The 18,323-nt window shown below is 39.2% G+C and carries 17 protein-coding genes; 15 read left to right on the top strand and 2 right to left on the bottom strand.

What is annotated here, in order from left to right:
* Positions 1 to 227 precede the first annotated feature (227 nt).
* The 9 genes from polA (at position 228) to MKY71_RS12670 (ending at position 13,414) form a co-directional block, all read left to right on the top strand.
* Positions 228 to 2,858, top strand: a complete 2,631-nt coding sequence (gene polA / locus MKY71_RS12710; RefSeq protein ID WP_340732841.1) for a DNA polymerase I — start codon at positions 228 to 230, stop codon at positions 2,856 to 2,858.
* Between the two features lie 12 nt (positions 2,859 to 2,870).
* The gene (gene mutM / locus MKY71_RS12705) at positions 2,871 to 3,743 is read left to right on the top strand and encodes a bifunctional DNA-formamidopyrimidine glycosylase/DNA-(apurinic or apyrimidinic site) lyase (protein ID WP_339172521.1); all 873 of its coding nucleotides are present in this window, start codon (positions 2,871 to 2,873) and stop codon (positions 3,741 to 3,743) included.
* A gap of 12 nt (positions 3,744 to 3,755) precedes the next feature.
* Positions 3,756 to 4,352 (top strand): dephospho-CoA kinase, encoded by a 597-nt coding sequence (gene coaE / locus MKY71_RS12700; protein WP_340732840.1) that lies wholly within the window; start codon positions 3,756 to 3,758, stop codon positions 4,350 to 4,352.
* A 184-nt stretch (positions 4,353 to 4,536) separates the two neighbouring features.
* The gene (locus MKY71_RS12695; protein ID WP_339172515.1) at positions 4,537 to 5,556 is read left to right on the top strand and encodes a glyceraldehyde-3-phosphate dehydrogenase; all 1,020 of its coding nucleotides are present in this window, start codon (positions 4,537 to 4,539) and stop codon (positions 5,554 to 5,556) included.
* Between the two features lie 248 nt (positions 5,557 to 5,804).
* Complete coding sequence (gene nrdR / locus MKY71_RS12690; protein WP_339172514.1) at positions 5,805 to 6,272, top strand: transcriptional regulator NrdR; 468 nt, start codon at positions 5,805 to 5,807, stop codon at positions 6,270 to 6,272.
* A 22-nt stretch (positions 6,273 to 6,294) separates the two neighbouring features.
* Positions 6,295 to 9,036 carry a DnaD domain protein gene (locus MKY71_RS12685; protein WP_340732839.1) on the top strand — a complete coding sequence of 914 codons (2,742 nt, stop codon included), beginning with the start codon at positions 6,295 to 6,297 and terminating at the stop codon, positions 9,034 to 9,036.
* Positions 9,029 to 9,988: a primosomal protein DnaI gene (dnaI, locus tag MKY71_RS12680; protein ID WP_339172510.1), complete on the top strand. Its 960-nt coding sequence runs from the start codon at positions 9,029 to 9,031 to the stop codon at positions 9,986 to 9,988. Before MKY71_RS12685 ends, dnaI begins: the two co-directional genes overlap by 8 nt.
* A 534-nt stretch (positions 9,989 to 10,522) precedes the next feature.
* Positions 10,523 to 12,454 carry a threonine--tRNA ligase gene (thrS, locus tag MKY71_RS12675; RefSeq protein ID WP_339172508.1) on the top strand — a complete coding sequence of 644 codons (1,932 nt, stop codon included), beginning with the start codon at positions 10,523 to 10,525 and terminating at the stop codon, positions 12,452 to 12,454.
* A gap of 135 nt (positions 12,455 to 12,589) precedes the next feature.
* Entirely contained in the window at positions 12,590 to 13,414 is an 825-nt protein-coding gene (locus MKY71_RS12670) for a manganese catalase family protein (RefSeq protein ID WP_340732838.1), read from the top strand.
* A gap of 59 nt (positions 13,415 to 13,473) precedes the next feature.
* Here MKY71_RS12670 and MKY71_RS12665 read toward each other — a convergent pair whose 3' ends face one another.
* Complete coding sequence (locus MKY71_RS12665) at positions 13,474 to 14,310, bottom strand: manganese catalase family protein (RefSeq protein WP_339195348.1); 837 nt, start codon at positions 14,308 to 14,310, stop codon at positions 13,474 to 13,476.
* A 457-nt stretch (positions 14,311 to 14,767) separates the two neighbouring features.
* Here MKY71_RS12665 and infC point away from each other — a divergent pair, with 457 nt between their 5' ends.
* The 5 genes from infC (at position 14,768) to MKY71_RS12640 (ending at position 17,054) form a co-directional block, all read left to right on the top strand.
* On the top strand, positions 14,768 to 15,271 hold the full coding sequence (gene infC, locus MKY71_RS12660; protein ID WP_139377776.1) for a translation initiation factor IF-3: 504 nt from the start codon (positions 14,768 to 14,770) through the stop codon (positions 15,269 to 15,271).
* A 35-nt stretch (positions 15,272 to 15,306) separates the two neighbouring features.
* Positions 15,307 to 15,507: a 50S ribosomal protein L35 gene (rpmI, locus tag MKY71_RS12655; RefSeq protein WP_008407727.1), complete on the top strand. Its 201-nt coding sequence runs from the start codon at positions 15,307 to 15,309 to the stop codon at positions 15,505 to 15,507.
* 75 nt (positions 15,508 to 15,582) lie between these two features.
* The gene (gene rplT, locus MKY71_RS12650) at positions 15,583 to 15,942 is read left to right on the top strand and encodes a 50S ribosomal protein L20 (RefSeq protein WP_079528354.1); all 360 of its coding nucleotides are present in this window, start codon (positions 15,583 to 15,585) and stop codon (positions 15,940 to 15,942) included.
* A 133-nt stretch (positions 15,943 to 16,075) separates the two neighbouring features.
* A complete protein-coding gene (locus MKY71_RS12645; protein WP_340732837.1) occupies positions 16,076 to 16,336 on the top strand; it encodes a DUF1294 domain-containing protein in 261 nt (86 codons plus the stop codon).
* A gap of 127 nt (positions 16,337 to 16,463) precedes the next feature.
* Positions 16,464 to 17,054 (top strand): peroxidase-related enzyme, encoded by a 591-nt coding sequence (locus MKY71_RS12640; RefSeq protein WP_339195346.1) that lies wholly within the window; start codon positions 16,464 to 16,466, stop codon positions 17,052 to 17,054.
* Positions 17,055 to 17,338: 284 nt separating this feature from the next.
* Here the strand turns inward: MKY71_RS12640 and MKY71_RS12635 are convergent, their stop codons facing one another.
* Positions 17,339 to 17,719 (bottom strand): sigma-w pathway protein ysdB, encoded by a 381-nt coding sequence (locus MKY71_RS12635; protein WP_340732836.1) that lies wholly within the window; start codon positions 17,717 to 17,719, stop codon positions 17,339 to 17,341.
* 90 nt (positions 17,720 to 17,809) lie between these two features.
* Here MKY71_RS12635 and MKY71_RS12630 point away from each other — a divergent pair, with 90 nt between their 5' ends.
* Positions 17,810 to 18,292, top strand: a complete 483-nt coding sequence (locus tag MKY71_RS12630; RefSeq protein ID WP_340732835.1) for a dUTP diphosphatase — start codon at positions 17,810 to 17,812, stop codon at positions 18,290 to 18,292.
* The last annotated feature ends 31 nt before the right edge of the window (positions 18,293 to 18,323 follow it).

Here is an 18,323-nt window from a genome sequence, read left to right as displayed (position 1 = left end):
TAATCGCTAAAGTAGAAAGAGAACATACAATCGTAACGTAACCTCTTCCGGTGCGTTTTGAACACATGCCAAATGTTGCTGCTTCCAGGTGGAGCAATACATTCGGTCATGAGTATTTAAAAGAAAATCAGGTCAAAAGCGTCGGATGACTGATTGGCGTCCTGTGAATTTGACTCGAATCCGGGCCTAATCACATCGAGGTGAAATTGATTAATGGAGGAACTTGCATGACAAAACAAAAATTGCTTTTATTAGATGGAAACTCATTAGCATACCGTGCCTTTTTTGCATTACCGCTGCTGACGAATGACAGTGGTATTCATACAAATGCAACTTACGGATTTACAACAATGCTGCAAAAAATTATCGGTGAGGAAAATCCGACACAAATGCTAGTTGCGTTTGATGCCGGAAAAACGACTTTTCGCCATGAATCATTTGGTGAATATAAAGGTGGACGTCAAAAAACACCGCCTGAGCTTTCCGAACAATTCCCTTATATTCGTAAGCTGATCGATGCATATAAGATTAAACGCTATGAACTGGAAATGTACGAAGCGGATGATATTATCGGAACGTTGGCGAAACAGGCTGCCGGACAAGGAATCGAAGTTATCGTTGTTTCAGGAGATAAAGATTTAACGCAGCTCGCAACAGAGGATGTTACTGTATATATTACACGTAAAGGGATTACTGATATTGAAAAATATACACCGGCCCATATTGAAGAAAAGTACGGACTGACACCGGAGCAAATTATCGATATGAAAGGGCTTATGGGCGATCAATCGGATAATATTCCGGGAGTTCCGGGCGTTGGTGAAAAAACAGCGATTAAATTATTGAAGGAACACGGTACGATTGAGAAACTATATGAAGCGATGGATTCATTGAAAGCATCGAAAATGAAAGAAAAGCTGGTAGATAATGAAGAAATGGCCCATTTGTCTAAAAAGCTTGCGACTATTCATACAGATGCCCCGATTACCATTACACTCGATGATTTAGCGTATTCAGGTCCGGATGAGGAAGCGCTTCTTAACGTCTGGCAGGAGCTTGGGTTTAAATCTTTAATCGATAAAAGTGATTTTGAAGCAGTAGAAACAGAACAAGCTGAACTCGTATTTGAAAATGTGGAGCATATTACGGCTGACATGCTCAAAGATACGATGGCTATACATCTGGAGCTGGAAAATGAACATTACCATAGCTGTAATGCCCTCGGTTTAGCATTAACAGATGGGGAACGTACTGTTTATACAGCAATTGATCATGTTGTTGATAATGCGGAGTTAAAAACATGGTTGGAAGATGAAACAAAGAAAAAGTATGTGGCTGACAGTAAAGCGACACAAGCGATGCTCCATCGTTTAGGAATTGAACTAAAAGGAGTAGAGTTCGATTTATTGTTAGCTTCATATATTGTAAAGCCGTCGATTTCAGGTGATGATGTTGCAACACTTGCAAAAGAATTCGGTTATCATGATGTACAAGCCAATGAAACGGTGTACGGAAAAGGGGCAAAGTGGATCGTTCCTGGTGCAGATCATGTAGCAGAGCATGTAAGCCGAAAAGCCGTAGCGGTATGGAAATTGCAGCCGGTTTTAGAGAAAACATTGAAAGAAAACGAACAGTTTGAATTATATAAAGAACTGGAGCTTCCGCTTGCACATATTTTAGGAAAAATGGAGAGCGAAGGGATAACAGTCAATATCGATACATTGCGACAAATGGGCGATGAACTGAAGGCAAAGCTTGAAGTGATGGAAGCGACAATTTATGATTTGGCAGGCGAGAAGTTTAATATCAATTCGCCGAAGCAGCTAGGGGTTATTTTATTTGATAAACTGGGCTTACCTGTTATCAAAAAGACGAAAACAGGATACTCAACAGCGGCCGATGTGCTGGAAAAGCTGCAGTCCGAGCATGATGTTGTCAAGCATATTCTGGAATACCGGACACTTGCAAAACTGAAGTCTACTTATATTGAAGGGTTGATGAAAGAGGTTCATGAAGCGGATTCCAAAGTGCATACACGTTTCCAGCAGGCATTAACTTCAACGGGACGTTTAAGCTCAACAAACCCGAATTTACAAAACATCCCGATTCGTTTGGAAGAAGGACGCAAAATCCGAAAAGCATTTGTTCCATCGAAAAAAGACTGGATTTTGTTTGCGGCAGACTATTCCCAGATCGAGCTGCGCGTACTGGCTCATATGTGCGGTGATGATGCGCTTGTGGAGGCATTCCAGCAAGGAATGGACATCCATACACGTACGGCAATGGATGTGTTTAATCTTGAAAATCCGGATGATGTGACAAGCCTAATGCGCCGCACAGCAAAAGCTGTAAACTTTGGTATCGTCTACGGGATTAGTGATTACGGCTTATCACAAAGCCTTGATATTACACGTAAAGAAGCTGGGATTTTTATCGAAAACTATTTGCAAAGCTTCCCGGGTGTAAAAAACTATATGGACACAAGTATTGAAGAAGCGAAGAAAGCAGGCTTCGTTACAACGATTTTAAATCGACGCCGCTACTTGCCGGACATCACAAGTTCGAACTTCAACTTAAGAAGTTTTGCGGAGCGTACTGCGATGAACACACCGATCCAGGGAAGTGCAGCGGATATTATTAAAAAAGCAATGATTGACATGAATGCCCGACTTGAACAAGAAGGATTACAGACAAAGTTATTATTACAAGTACACGATGAGCTTATTTTTGAAGCACCGAAAGAAGAAGTTGAAATTTTAGAACGTATCGTACCAGAAGTGATGGAAAATGCAATTAAGTTAAGTGTGCCGTTAAAAGTGGAGTTTTCATATGGTCCTACATGGTACGATGCGAAGTAAGGAGTACCATTTATGCCGGAATTACCAGAAGTAGAAGGGGTCGTACGTGATCTACGGCCAATCGTAGAAGGTAAGACGATCGAATCTGTCTCTTTATCGGATGTCGTTTATACTTCTCATGAAGCAGGCAAACAGGCGATTGTAAAAAATGCAAAGCCTGCTCAATTTGAATTATTGGTACGAGATATGACAATCGATAAATTGGAACGCAGATCGAAATATATATTTTTTCACCTTGAGAAAAATGATGAACGTTTTATATTGGTGAATCATTTAGGGATGAGTGGAGCCTGGTTTATAGTAAATGATGTGCTGGAGATTACGGAAGAAAAGTTCCGGAAGCATATTCATGCGATATTTACATTGGCAAGCGGAGAATTGCTTGTGTATGCGGATATCCGCCGTTTTGGGGAACTGCGTTTTATTAAAGAGATTGCTGATCATCCTCCATTGCTAAAAATGGCGCCTGAGCCTTTTGATGAGATTGCCTGTGATTTTTTCCTTATGCAAAGTGAAAAACCAAAATTCGCAAAAAAACCGATTAAAGAAGTCATCATGGATGGTCAGGTGATTTCCGGTTGCGGCAATATTTATGCAACCGAAGCCTTGTTCAAAATGCTTATTCATCCGGGGAAAACAACGAGTGAATTAAGTCGTGAGCAAAAGACGATGCTCTTTCACGTCATTTGTGATGTATTGCAGGAAAGCATTGATTCGGGCGGATCGACAATTTCTGATTATCGCAGTATTAACGGCGGTGCGGGAACAATGCAGCACCGACTGAAAATGTATGGGAAAAAACAATGTGTTGTATGTGAAACAAATACAGAGTCGCTCGTCATCGCGGGCAGAACATCAACATATTGTCCGCAATGTCAAAAGTAAAGGGGAATTGCAGTGATTATTGGATTAACAGGTAGTATTGCCAGCGGAAAAAGTACCGTTGCAAAGATGATTGAGTCATACGGATTGCCGATCGTTGATGCCGATGTAGTCGCACGACAAGTAGTCGAGCCTGGTACACCGACATTAAAAAAGATTGCAGAAGCATTCGGACCGGAAGTCATTGCACAAGATGGTTCAATGGACCGTGTGAAAGTCGGGAGTATGATTTTTCATAATGAAGAAATGCGGAAAACGTTAAACAGTATCATCCATCCGGCTATTCGTGAAGAAATGCTGCGTCAGCGTGATGAATTTATCTATTTCGGCGAAAAAAATATTTTCATGGATATTCCGCTACTATTCGAAAGCAAGCTGGAACATTTCGTGGAAAAAATTATTGTCGTTTCTGTAAAGAAAGAGGTACAGCTGCAACGCTTGATGGAACGAAACGGTTTTTCTGAAGAAGAGGCGAATGCCCGTATTGCGACACAGATTCCAGTCAAAGAAAAAGAACAGTTAGCTGATGCGGTTATTCATAACAATGGAACCTTGGAAGATACAGCGGTTCAGCTTCAAAATATTTTGTATGAGTGGAATGTATTGAAGTAAAATAATACCTCAACCAATTTAATTAAAAAGTTGGTTGAGGTTTTTATTTTAAGGGTATGTATTATCTGAAAATAACAAATTTAATTAAGTGGATTAAATATGTTCAACTTTTTATAATATGTGTTATACTAATCAACGAATAAATAAAACGAATGAATCGTACTTTTAGGAGGATTTAAATAATATGACAGTTTCTATTGCAATTAATGGTTTTGGCCGCATTGGTCGTATGGTGTTCCGACAAGCAATGATGCGCGGTGACGTGAATATCGTAGCAGTGAACGCAAGCTATCCATCTGAAACGTTAGCACATTTAATTAAGTATGACACAAATCATGGTGTTTTCCCGGGAACTGTTGAAGCAGTCGAAGGTGCTTTAATTGTAAATGGCAAACGTGTTGAATTAGTTAGTGAACGTGATCCGTTAAAATTACCATGGGCTCAAATGGGTGTCGATATCGTTATTGAAGCGACTGGTAAATTTAATGACCGTGAAAAAGCAGCAAAACATATTGAAGCTGGCGCGAAAAAAGTTATTTTAACTGCTCCTGGTAAAAATGAAGATATTACGGTTGTTTTAGGTGTAAATGATGATAAATTGGATTTAACAAAGCATGATGTCATCTCAAACGCTTCTTGTACAACAAACTGTTTAGCTCCTGTAGCTAAAGTATTAAACGATGAGTTCGGTATTGTAAACGGTTTAATGACAACGGTTCATGCTTATACAAACGATCAAAACAATATCGATAACCCACATAAAGATTTACGTCGTGCACGTAACTGTGGATCATCAATTATCCCGACTTCAACTGGTGCTGCAAAAGCATTGCGTCTTGTATTACCGGAATTGGACGGGAAAATCCATGGTATGGCATTACGTGTGCCAACACCAAACGTTTCTTTAGTTGATTTAGTAGTAGATGTAGAAAAAGACGTGACGGTAGAAGAAGTAAATGCGGCATTTAAAGCGGCAGCTGAAGGCAAAATGAACGGCATTTTAAACTTCTCTATGGAGCCATTAGTATCGTCTGACTACAATACAACAACATACTCTTCTACTGTAGACGGTTTAACTACAATCGTATTAGGTGACCGAAAAGTAAAAGTGATCGCTTGGTATGATAATGAGTGGGGTTACTCTGCTCGCGTAGTAGACTTAACAAAGAAAATTGCAAATGAATTAGCAGCAGTAAACGCATAATCGATTGCTGCATTAAGAGTCATTGATCCCTTCATAAAGGCACTGACACGAGTTATAATGACAGAGAGAAAACCTTTTGCAGAAAGTAAATCATTTTTGCAAAAGGCTTTTTCTATTGTGTGAAGCAACGATGCACTATATAATTGAATGACTTTCCATTGGAAAATTTCAACGCGCGTGAAGCACTATTTCAAGCGCGTTGTTTTTGTTATAATAGAATTAAACTAACTTTTAGGAGAAATTATTATATGAGATGTCCAGCTTGTCAATACAACGGGACACGCGTTGTAGACTCAAGACCTGTTGATGATAATAAAGAAATTCGAAGACGTCGTGAATGTGAATCATGCGCCTTTCGCTTTACGACATTTGAAAAAATTGAAGAAACCCCGTTAATCGTCGTGAAAAAAGAAGGTTCACGTGAGGAGTTCAGCCGTGAAAAAGTATTGCGTGGTCTTATACGCGCATGTGAGAAACGACCTGTTGCATTAGAACAATTAGAAGAAATCGTTCTTTCGATTGAAAAGGAATTGCGCCGTTTAGGCAATGCGGAAGTACGTTCGGAAGATGTCGGGGAAATGGTAATGGACCGACTAGCGAAAATTGATGAAGTAGCCTATGTACGCTTCGCATCTGTTTACCGCCAATTTAAGGATATTACGGTATTTATAGAGGAACTGAAAGAAATCATGACCCGTCAGTCAAATAACAAATAAGTGTTAGGAGGGATAAATGGTAATGATGAATCAGCTAAATCCATATGACCATTGTGAAATTCATTGCCCTCAAACTATCACTAGTGAGCATCAGCTTGCATTACAATTATGCTATCAGCCGATTATCGGTGTTGAAGCTACTGCACTATATTTAAAGTTATGGGTTGAAACACAACAACATGAAAAGGCAACTTGTTTTCATAGCAACCTGCTCGATTCATTAAGTTTTAAACCGAAGCAATTACTAGAGGCAAGAATAATATTAGAAGCAATCGGTTTAGTGAAGTCCTTTGAGAAGATGATGGATTCATATAAATCGATGAAGTATATTTTATATCCGCCATTAACTGGCTATGACTTCTTTGACGATTCCATTCTTTCTGTATCACTTTTACGTAAAATCGGCCGCGAACAGTATGAATCATTACGAAATAAATTAGCGAAGCATGATATTTCCTTACAAGGGTACAAAGATGTAACATGCAGCTTTAATGATGCATTTGTTGCGATAACGGAATCTGAGCTAAAGCAAGTAATGCAGGAAAATACGGGTTCTGTTAATGAACGTTCAAAAATGTCGTACCCGTTTGAGTATGACTTATTTGATTTTAAGAGCTTCATGATGGGCATGAGCCAAAACTTGATCCCGAGTAGATTATTCACGCTCGATATAAAGATTGCCATTGCTAAATTAGCTTTTATGTATAATTTCTCAGTGACGGATATGCAAAGAATCGTCTTACTGGCATGGGACACAGATGAAGGACTTACGAAAAAAGAGCTTGAAAAACGCTGTGAGGAATACTACCAGCTGAACGTAGGTGTCGCAAAACCAAAGCTGATCAAAAAACAGGACATTTTCCGTTCGGTGGAAGTAATCAACACTGCTCCAGCAAAAGCACCGCAAAATATTAACGATAAAGAAGGTTTAATCGAGTATTTGGAAAAAACTTCACCGATTGAAGTTTTCCAAAAATTTAACGGTTATTTGCCGCCGGAATCCGTTGTAATGGAATTTAATCATTTCATTAGAAAAGGCGTTTCTTACGGCACCTTGAATGTTTTAATCCATTATATTTCAATGAATGACGAACTAAATTACAATAAGAACTTTATGAAGGTAGTCATGAATAACTGGCTGAAAAAAGGTGCGAAAACAGCTGAAAATACGATGGAAATTGCAAAAGTTGAACATAGCTACCGTGATCGAAAATCAAAAAACCTATCGCAAATTACAGTTACGAAAAACGATTTAAATAAAACGGAAGAAAATAATAACTCGAAAACCGATTCTCCTGATTCAGCGCTAGTTGATTATAAAAATTCTACACCTTATCAGTATTTGCTGATTTTGACTCATGGTGAAGAACCATTTTCAGGGCATGTAAAAATAGCAGAATCGCTTTACAGTTCTTATGATATCCCGATAGAAGTGGGAAACGTCATCATTCGTCATGTGTGGGACTCGACAAAAGGCAACTTGCCGGAATCGTTTGTTGAAGCATTGGCATCTGAAATCCGGTACAATCAGATTAAGACAGCCGAGCAAGCACTGGACTATATTGAAAAGCGAAATGAACGCAACCTTATTAAAGTGACAGAAGATTATTTAACAGTAGATGACCAGTCAATTCACTATGATAAAACGGTTCCTTATTATTTCCTGAAGTCACTGTATAAAGGAAAAAAACCGGTGAAGTTTATTGTCGATTTAGCCGAAGAACTCGTATTGCAGCAAGGCCTTTCGGTAGGTGCAGTCAATGTGCTGATGGAATATGCCTATAATGAGAGCAATGGGAAACTGACGAAAAACTTTGTGCAGTCTATCGCCGGAAACTGGATGTTAAACCCGCCGGCCAATGCATTGGAAGCGCTTCGTATTGTAGAAGAAAGCGATGGAACTCAACTCAAAGCATCAAAAATTACGATGGATACTCCGCTTGCCTTTAAAGTTACCGTTAAGGATATGTCAAAATGGATTCCGGCTTTCGATGAAACGTTGCCGTATGATTTCATGAAAAATTTGCTTAACGGAAAAGAACCGGTTGAAATGTTAGTGAAGCAAGTGGATGATCTTGTTTTAAAACACGGTATAAAAGTCGGTGTTGTCAACGCCATTCTAGAATTTATATTAACGAATAAAACGAGCCGTTTCGGACGTAACCAAATTCAGACACTTGCTTTGAATATGCAGCTGAAAGACATCTTGTTGGCTAAAGACGCACTTGCTTACATCGAAACGAATTATAAAGAAAATAAAGTAGACGTGAAAATTACCGAGCAGGATTTACCGAAATATTATCCTCAGGATTATGTGTTTACACCGGAATTGGCCCGCTATGAAAAAGCGACGCCATATGCATTTACAAAAGAATTAAACGATGGTCATGAGCCTTTTGCATATGTTGTCTCAACAGCGGAAAAATTGATTTTGCATTACAAGATGATTCCGGCTGTCGTCAATTACATGCTCGAATATGTAATGGAAAAAACAGAAGGTGCATTGCCTGAAAAATATATTAACAGTGTCGCAAATACTTGGCGCAACAATAAAATTCAGACGATAAAACATGCAAAAGTTTATATTGAAATGCAAGAGAAGAAAAACAAACAGCGCGGGGCAAGAAAAGTTGGCGTAGTTCCGGATTGGTTTAAAGAAAAAGATCAGGAATCGATGCAACCAGCTAATTCCGGCACTACTCAAAACCAGATTGATTTTGAAGAGCAGCGCAAAAAATTATTAGAGCAACTAAATAGTGATTAAAAAGCAGGTGAGTACAATCGAACCAATAAAAGATTCGCTCAATAAAATAAATATCCCATCTTTTGAGCAAAAATATAATGAATTAAAAAACCGTGTCCTTTCACACCCAAGTGTAAAACAGTTTATGGAAGACCATAATATGACGGAAAACTCGGCTGTTATTCAATATGGCATGACAACTCTTTTTGAATTTGTGGAACAAAAACACACTTGCTGTGGAGCAGGTTCTACCGCGCAATGCCAAAATTTCTATAAAGGCCATGTTCCGCAATTAATGCTTTCGAATGGTCAGATTAATATCATTTACAAAAAGTGCGAACAAATGCTTAAAGAAGATGACCAGCGTGAACTGGCTTCCATGATGAAGACGATGTATATGCCGAAAGATGTCCTGAAGGCAGACTTTAATGAAATGGATATGAACGATAACTCCCGCATGGCAGCGACCCAGTTTATGGTTGAGTTTAGAAAGCAATACCGCGAGACGAAGGAGCTTCCTGCAAAAGGGCTGTATTTATACGGAACATTTGGTGTTGGGAAAACCTATATTTTAGGTGCGATTGCAAATGCTTTATCGAAAGAACGTATTCAAACGTTATTAGTATATATGCCGGAATTCATCCGTGAATTAAAGTCGTCGGTAACAGAAGGGTCGATTGAACAGAAAATCGATTTTGTAAAAAAAGTGCCGGTATTAATGCTTGATGATGTGGGCTCTGAGCCGATTTCTACATGGACAAGAGATGAAATTATCGGATCGATCCTGCATTACCGTATGGCAGAAAAATTGCCGACATTTATCTCTTCAAATTTCAATTACAAACAGTTGGAAGAACAATGGTCCGTAACAGAACACGGGGCAATAGATGAAATGAAATCGGGCCGTATTTTACAACGGGTACAAGCATTAACGACACCGCTTGAGATTACCGGAACAAACCGCAGAAAATAAAATATTAAAAGTTTTATTTTTCAATATTGCTTTTCTCCAAAATCGAGCGTATACTTTGTACGTAAATAAACAATAAATGCATTGAAAAGGACAACAAGTTTAACGAACTGGCTTTTAGAGAGGGAAGACACGGCTGCAAGCTTCCTAGCACAAGCGTTATACTTTACTACCTTCGAGCAGTGACGGGGCCAATCCGTCATCGTTTCTCAGTACGTTAACTGACCGAGAGCTTCTGATTCGTTTAACGAAGAAGGAAGAAGGGTGGCACCACGAGCATACAGCATCGTCCCTTTGTTGGGACGGTGCTTTTTATTTTGCCTAAAAGTGCTGAACAAATTTTATAAAAGAGTAGTGAAATGATATTTGCAGGGAAAACTAGTTGATTGGAGTGGAGGTTCGACTCCAGCGGGAAAAGCACGAGTGAGAGACTACAGGCTCGAGCCGTGCCCGCGGAAAGCGTAACCGAAACGGAAATCAACGGCATTTAAAGACGGCATTTTATCACTTTCAAATATTTAAAAGGAGGACAACAACATGTCAGAAATGATCAAATTAACATTCCCGGATGGCGCAGTAAAGGAATTCGCCAAAGGAACATCTACATTGGACGTTGCAGGTTCAATCAGCCCAGGACTTAAAAAATCAACATTAGCAGGTAAAATCAACGGCACATTAATCGATGCAAAAACAGGGATCGAACAAGACGGTGCAATCGAAATCATTACAAACAAATCAGACGAAGCATTAGAAATCCTTCGTCACTCAACTGCCCACTTAACAGCACAGGCAGTAAAACGTCTATACCCAGACGTAAAATTAGGTATCGGTCCAGTTATCGATTCAGGCTTCTACTATGACATCGATTCACCAACACCGATTACTGCAGAAGATTTACCAGCAATCGAAAAAGAAATGAAAAAGATTATTTCTGAAAACATCGAAATCGAGCGCAAAAACGTTTCTCGTGATGAAGCACAAAAAATCTACGAGGAAGTTGGCGACGAGTATAAATTAGAACTACTTGAAGCAATTCCAGCTGATGACCAAGTATCAATTTACTACCAAGGCGATTTCTTTGACCTTTGCCGTGGTGTACACGTACCATCTACAGGCAAATTAAAAGAGTTCAAACTATTATCATTAGCGGGTGCATACTGGCGCGGTAACTCAGACAACAAAATGCTGCAACGTATTTACGGTACTGCATTCTTCACAAAAGATGAGTTAAAGCACCATCTTCAAATGCTTGAAGAAGCAAAAGAACGTGACCACCGTAAGATCGGTAAAGAATTGGATTTATTCATGACTAGCCAAACTGTTGGTCAAGGATTACCGCTATGGTTACCGAACGGTGCAACAATCCGCCGTACGATCGAACGCTACATCGTAGACAAAGAATTATCTTTAGGCTACAAACACGTATATACACCAGTGCTTGGCTCGAAAAAACTGTATGAAACATCAGGTCACTGGGAGCACTATCAAGACGGCATGTTCCCTCCAATGGAAATGGACAATGAAACACTTGTTTTACGTCCAATGAACTGTCCTCACCATATGATGGTATTCAAAAACGGTCTGCACTCTTACCGTCACTTGCCAATCCGTATTGCGGAACTTGGTACAATGCACCGTTATGAAATGAGTGGAGCGGTATCTGGATTGCAACGTGTACGCGGGATGACTTTAAATGACGCGCACATTTTTGTACGTCCTGACCAAATTAAGGCAGAATTCAAAAAAGTAGTGGAACTGATTTTAGAAGTATATAAAGACTTCGATCTAAAAGACTTCTCATTCCGTCTTTCTTACCGCGATCCGAACAACACAGAGAAGTACTTTGATGACGATCAAATGTGGGAAACAGCACAGGCAATGTTAAAAGAAGCAATGGATGAGCTAGGATATGACTACTTCATCGCAGAAGACGAAGCAGCTTTCTATGGTCCAAAACTTGATGTTCAAGTAAAAACTGCAATTGGTAAAGAGGAAACTTTATCGACTGCACAACTTGACTTCTTATTGCCACAACGTTTTGACCTTTCTTACATTGGTGAAGATGGGCAGCCACAACGTCCAGTAGTTATTCACCGTGGTGTTGTATCAACAATGGAACGTTTCGTAGCATTCTTGATCGAAGAATACAAAGGAGCATTCCCGACATGGTTGGCACCGGTGCAAGCGACAATTATTCCTGTATCAAACGCAGTGCACTATGATTATGCACGCGAAGTACAAGAAAAATTAGCAGCAGCTGGTATCCGTGTAGAAATGGATGACCGTGAAGAAAAACTAGGTTACAAAATCCGTGAAGCACAAATGCAAAAAATCCCGTACATGCTTGTACTTGGAGATAAAGAAGTAGCAGAAAATGCGGTTAATATCCGCCGTTACGGTTCAAAGGATTCAGAAACAATCAGCTTTGAACAGTTCCTTGCAGATATTACAGCAGAAGTGAAGAAATAATATGAAGAAGGCGGCCCTCATTTTGTGGGCCGCCTTTTTAGCTTTCGAAATGCAAGTTCCGTTTTTCATTTTTATATTTCTTAAAGCATTTTTTAAATAAATGCATAAAGTAGGAAATATAAAAGGAGTGAATGAATGTTTTATCATATAAAGGAACTGCAATATGAAGCCAAGCCGTGCAGACCGGATCCGGTTATGGCCCGTAAAATGCAGGAAATTCTAGGTGGTCAATTTGGAGAAATGTCGGTAGCGCTACAATACTTATTTCAAGGCTGGAATACGAGAGGCAATGAAAAATACCGTGACTTACTGATGGATACAGGCACGGAAGAACTTGCACATATTGAAATGATTTCGACAATGATTGCGAGATTGCTGGATGGTGTTGAGCCTGTAGCACTGGATGAGGCGGCAAAGGACCCACTGATCGCAGCAATTCTAGGAGGCAGTAATCCCCAGCATATAATTGTCACTGGTCTAGGGGCAGCGCCGAAAGATTCCAATGGGGTACCATGGAATGCGGGCTATATTGCAGCAAGCGGAAACTTACTGGCAGATTTCCGTGCGAATCTGAATGCCGAATCGCAAGGGCGTTTACAGGTAGCGCGTCTTTATTATGAAACGGAAGATCCGGGTGTACGTGATATGTTTTCATGGCTGCTTGCTAGAGATACAATGCACCAAAATCAGTGGGTTGCTGCGATTAAAGAATTAGAGGCTCAGGAAAATATTGTTGTGCCGAGTACCTTCCCTAAAGAACTTGAAAAACGTGAAGTAGCCTATACATTATTCAACTTCTCCCGCGGAAATGAAAGTGCACACGGACGTTGGGCACATGGACCGAGTATGGACGGGGAAGGTGTCTTCAATTATGTGGAACACCCGCAGTCTTTTGCGCCTGCTCCTGTTTTACGTCCAGCACCACCAACTATTTTCGACACACCACCTAATATGATGTAAACAAAAAACTGTCCTCGACCTGTAGGTAATATCAGGTCGAGGACAGTTTTTATAGTAGATTATAATTTTTTGTCTACATCAATATCATGGTGTAGCGTTGTTGGCGGTACGACCGGGTTCGGTACTTGTCCCATTGGTGCCGGGTTATCCAAGAAAACAAATTCCCCAGTTCCATCCGGTGCTGTACCTTGTGCCCACGGACCATTTTTAGAAGCTGTACCCTCAGATAAGCTCCATAGTTCATAAGCATGCGGCTGAGCTTCCAACTCGTCTTCCGGTGCAAATGAAGCAGGAACGACAACGCCTTTCTTTTCTTCAAGCTCTTTAATAGCTGCCATCCATTGATATTGGTGGTAACGGTCACGTGCCAGCATTTTTCTGAATACTGTACGTACACCTTCATCTTTTGTCATATGGTATAAACGCGCAACTTGTAAACGGCCTTGTGATTCTGCATTTAAGTTAGCGCGGAAGTCTGCAAGCAGGTTACCGCTCGCTGCAATATAACCGGCATTCCATGGTATACCGTTAGAGTCTTTTGGAGTAGCCCCTAAACCACTAACAATTAAGTGCTGCGGATTGATGCCGCCCATAATAGAATCCATCATCGGATCTTGCGCAATTTTTTGCTGGTCATCAGGTGATGCACCATCAAGTAATTGACTAATTAAAGAACATAGCATTTCAACGTGACCGATTTCCTCGGTACCGATATCCATTAATAAGTCTTTGTATTTTTCTTCGCCACGACAGTTCCAACCTTGGAAAAGGTATTGCATCATGACACTCATTTCACCGAACTGACCGCCAAGAACTTCCTGAACTTGTTTCGCTAATAATGGATCTGGTCTTTCAACTTTTACCTCAAATTGTAATTCTTTTTGATGTCTGAACATATTAAAAATTCCTCCTATCGATAAAATGTGAGTCCCTAATTAGATTCCACTAATTTTTTAAGTAAAACCTGGAAATGAAAATTAATTTCATTTATTTTAAAAAAAAAGAGAAACAATAAAATTAATCATATAAAAAAGCTTGACGTTACTTTAAGCACGTGTTAAGATTATTTAGGTTATGAATACAAAAGTTTGAAAGTAGAGGCTGCCCGCTTCTCACCTGACAAGTGCTTTTATATAAGTTACGTGCAGGTATCAGAAACGTTGAATTGTTTTACGCATGAATGCGTATGCACATATAGCGGGCGGACATCTCAAATGTCCGTCCTTTTTGTTTGTAAAGACAAGAAGAACATATGGACATCACGCAGAGGTGTACCGTTCGACAGGGTTATACTTTACACCAACTCATGTATTCGCGACAAACACTTGGAGGTGGATTAATATTAGCAAAGACATGTATGTAAACGAAGGCATCCGCGCGCGCGAACTTCGTCTAATTGACCACAATGGTGATCAGCTTGGTCTAAAAACGCGTACAGAAGCGTTGGAAATTGCCGCTCGTGCTAACTTGGATCTTGTCCTTGTGGCCCCTCAAGCCAAGCCACCAGTCGCTCGTATCATGGACTATGGTAAATTTAAGTTTGAACAGCAAAAGAAAGACCGTGAAATTCGTAAAAACTCTAAAGTAATCGTAATGAAAGAGGTTCGTTTGAGCCCAACAATCGATGAACATGATTTTCAAACGAAATTACGTAATGCGATTAAGTTCCTTGAAAAAGGAGATAAAGTTAAAGCTTCAATTCGCTTTAAAGGTCGTGCAATCACACACAAAGAAATTGGTCAGCGTGTGCTGGATCGCTTTGCTGAAGCTTGTGCTGAAGTATCTACGGTTGAGCAAAAACCGAAGATGGAAGGCCGAAGCATGTTCTTAGTTCTTCAACCGAAGACAGAGAAATAATACGTATGTAGAAACAAGTTTAGGAGGAAATCGACATGCCAAAAATGAAAACTCACCGTGGAGCTGCGAAACGTTTCAAAAAAACAGGTACTGGTAAATTAAAATTTGACCGTGCTTATGGCTCTCACTTATTCGCTAACAAATCAACTAAAGCAAAACGTCACTTACGTAAAGCAAAAGTTGCAACTTCAGGCGATTTCAAGCGTATCCGTACATTATTAACTTACATGAAATAATCTTGACCGTTTAAAAGATTATTAAAAACAAAAATAAAATTAAGCATTCGAAAGAATTAGCAGGAGGTAATTACTATGCCACGCGTAAAAGGCGGAACAGTAACACGCGCTCGTCGCAAAAAAGTTTTAAAATTAGCTAAAGGTTACTTTGGTTCAAAACATACTTTATATAAAGTAGCTAACCAAGCAGTAATGAAATCAGGTCAATATGCATACCGTGACCGTCGTCAAAAGAAACGTGATTTCCGTAAATTATGGATCACTCGTATCAATGCGGCAGCTCGCATGAACGGTTTATCTTACTCTCGTTTAATGCACGGCTTAAAAGTAGCAGGTATCGAAGTTAACCGTAAAATGTTAGCTGACTTAGCTGTAACTGATGCAACAGCATTCGCTCAATTAGCTGAAGAAGCTAAAAAAGCAGTTGCTAAATAATTTTTGACCTTGTCAAAAACTATTTCTGTACTGAAAGCGTAAGCGACAGGTGCAAAATATTTAGTTGAAGCTATAATAAAGACTGATAGGGAATTGTTCCTTATCAGTCTTTTTTTGACTAGGGGGAATTCAGATGGAATTAGCAGCACTTTCATATGTTGCCGTTGTTTCACTCGTATTATGTGTATATATGTACATAGATAAAGAACGTGCAAAAAAGAAGGAATGGCGTATTTCCGAACGGACATTATTAACATTGGGCGTTCTGGGAGGGGCACTTGGCGGTGTTTTAGGAATGTACTTATTCCGTCATAAAACAAAGCATAACAAATTTGCATTTGGCTTTCCTTTACTTGGAGCGATTCATATATTCTTACTCGTTCAGCTATTTTAATATCATTTTAAAGCATAGACTAAATAGGTCTATGCTTTTTTGTATAATATGGCAGATTATTCATTTGTTAGTTTAATAGTTGTAATTTATAATGAATTCAGTAAATTTAAAAACGGGGAGTAATGAAATGACGAAATATGAAGAGCAGTTGTCTTATTTACAAAAGCCAAATGAAGAGGAAATCCCGGATGATATACAGCAACTTTTTGATGAACAAGTTGAAAAGCAACTGGAGCAGAACGGTTTTGTAAATAATTTGTTTAAGATTCTTCCATTAAATGCGTTGCAGTATAAAGGTTTTTTGGAATTTAAATATTCCTTATTCAATGAAGAAACAACTTATTTGTCGTTAGCAGACAAGGAAATGATCGGACTTGTTGTCTCTTCGACGAATAATTGCAATTATTGCCTTACTTCACATAGTGATGTCCTCCGCGGAATAACAAAAAATCCGGGATGGGTGGACCAATTAACATACAATTACCGCTCTGCAAAACTTACGGAAAAGCAGCGTGCGTTATGTGATTATGCCTACCGGGTTACGAGATATCCAAATGAAATAACGACTAAAGAAGTTGATTTACTACGTGAGGCTGGCTTTAATGATCACGAAATACTGGAAGCCGCGTATGTTGCCGGCTTCTTCAATTATACAAACCGCTGGGTAAGTACGATTGGGGCTGTCGCAAATCCCGGGCATTACGGACATAATCGATAAAAAGGATGCTAAAATGCAGCATCCTTTTGGTTTATATGATAAAAAATAGGAGCATCATTACAACACCAATCGGAGTAAAAAAGCGGTATTTGATACGTTTCTTTGCCTGAAACCACTCGTTTTCGTGAACAGACATTAGCTGGAAAAAAGGCGCTTGTTTAATTTCATTTAAAATAGAGCTAAGCGCAACATTTAAACCGATAGAAGAAAATATAAGGACTGGTAATGGAAGAAAAAGGTTTCAAAAAAGCGAACCTCTCAATTATGAGGTTCGCTATCTCCAGTTAATCTTTCATTAGTTGCTCAATCGGATTTTTCCAATTGATCGTGGCGTTTGGATAATTCATAAGAATTTCATTTTCCAAATACAAAAAATCTTCTTTCGTAAACCCTTGAAGTTTCATCGCATCATGGACAAAGACGAAAATACTGACGACTTCAAATGCATTGTCAGTCGTGCCTAAATACTTTTCTCCTTCAAATAATGCTCCCTTATACGAAATGAAAAAGTTTTTCCGAATGTTTTTCACATCATCATAAAAATAATATTGTCCATTTTCATATGCCTCATCCAATTTACGCTTTGGGTCGATTAAGTAGCGTACCCCTCTATAAAATATGTAAATGATGAGAAGGATGATGGCAAGTCGTAACAAAATAGCCATGAAACTTCCTCCTTGCTTACGTTGATTCCCTCCTATACGATTGAGTAGTATAAAAAGTTTCATTTTATTTCGAAAAAGAGGGATGTTTTGATGCAATTTCATCAATTATTTGAAAAGCAGAGGAAACTAGATCTATTCATTGAAGAAAACCAACATGTACAGAAGGATGTATTTGCCGAAAAAGGGCTTGCATTATTAGTCGAACTAAGTGAACTTGCCAACGAAACGCGCTGTTTCAAGTTTTGGTCAACAAAGGGGCCTTCGGAAAAAACTGTCCTTTTAGAAGAGTTTGTAGATTCGATTCACTTTATGCTTTCACTTGGAAATATGCGCGGCTTTCAATTGAAGGAATGGCCCTATTTGAAAGAGAAGCAGGAGTTGACTGAAACCTTTCTTACTACGACACAGATGATTCTGACATTTCTGCAGCACCAAAATGAAGATAATTACAGGGCAATGTGGCAACAATACAGCATAATTGCATACAACTTGAATTTTACAATCGATGACGTTTTGCAAGCATATGAATTAAAAAATGAAAAGAATTATGACCGACAACGAAATGGCTATTAATTTACATAAAGTCAAGAAACTATTTCACATT

The organism is Solibacillus sp. FSL W7-1324 (genome assembly GCF_038008025.1).
In the GTDB taxonomy this organism is placed as follows: Bacteria; Bacillota; Bacilli; order Bacillales_A; family Planococcaceae; genus Solibacillus.
The sequence above is the reverse complement of the archived record's forward strand: the minus strand, read 5'-3'. Positions and strand labels throughout refer to the sequence as shown.

What these genes read in the sequence shown, in the direction of transcription:
- rplT (WP_079528354.1), top strand. Translation starts at nt 15,583, where the DNA reads ATGCCACGCGTAAAAGGCGGAACAGTAACACGCGCTCGTCGCAAAAAA.
- nrdR (WP_339172514.1), top strand. Translation starts at nt 5,805, where the DNA reads ATGAGATGTCCAGCTTGTCAATACAACGGGACACGCGTTGTAGACTCA.
- infC (WP_139377776.1), top strand. Translation starts at nt 14,768, where the DNA reads ATGTATGTAAACGAAGGCATCCGCGCGCGCGAACTTCGTCTAATTGAC.
- MKY71_RS12630 (WP_340732835.1), top strand. Translation starts at nt 17,810, where the DNA reads ATGCAATTTCATCAATTATTTGAAAAGCAGAGGAAACTAGATCTATTC.
- MKY71_RS12670 (WP_340732838.1), top strand. Translation starts at nt 12,590, where the DNA reads ATGTTTTATCATATAAAGGAACTGCAATATGAAGCCAAGCCGTGCAGA.
- rpmI (WP_008407727.1), top strand. Translation starts at nt 15,307, where the DNA reads ATGCCAAAAATGAAAACTCACCGTGGAGCTGCGAAACGTTTCAAAAAA.
- polA (WP_340732841.1), top strand. Translation starts at nt 228, where the DNA reads ATGACAAAACAAAAATTGCTTTTATTAGATGGAAACTCATTAGCATAC.
- mutM (WP_339172521.1), top strand. Translation starts at nt 2,871, where the DNA reads ATGCCGGAATTACCAGAAGTAGAAGGGGTCGTACGTGATCTACGGCCA.
- MKY71_RS12645 (WP_340732837.1), top strand. Translation starts at nt 16,076, where the DNA reads ATGGAATTAGCAGCACTTTCATATGTTGCCGTTGTTTCACTCGTATTA.
- MKY71_RS12665 (WP_339195348.1), bottom strand. Translation starts at nt 14,310, where the DNA reads ATGTTCAGACATCAAAAAGAATTACAATTTGAGGTAAAAGTTGAAAGA.
- MKY71_RS12695 (WP_339172515.1), top strand. Translation starts at nt 4,537, where the DNA reads ATGACAGTTTCTATTGCAATTAATGGTTTTGGCCGCATTGGTCGTATG.
- thrS (WP_339172508.1), top strand. Translation starts at nt 10,523, where the DNA reads ATGTCAGAAATGATCAAATTAACATTCCCGGATGGCGCAGTAAAGGAA.
- MKY71_RS12640 (WP_339195346.1), top strand. Translation starts at nt 16,464, where the DNA reads ATGACGAAATATGAAGAGCAGTTGTCTTATTTACAAAAGCCAAATGAA.
- MKY71_RS12635 (WP_340732836.1), bottom strand. Translation starts at nt 17,719, where the DNA reads ATGGCTATTTTGTTACGACTTGCCATCATCCTTCTCATCATTTACATA.
- MKY71_RS12685 (WP_340732839.1), top strand. Translation starts at nt 6,295, where the DNA reads ATGATGAATCAGCTAAATCCATATGACCATTGTGAAATTCATTGCCCT.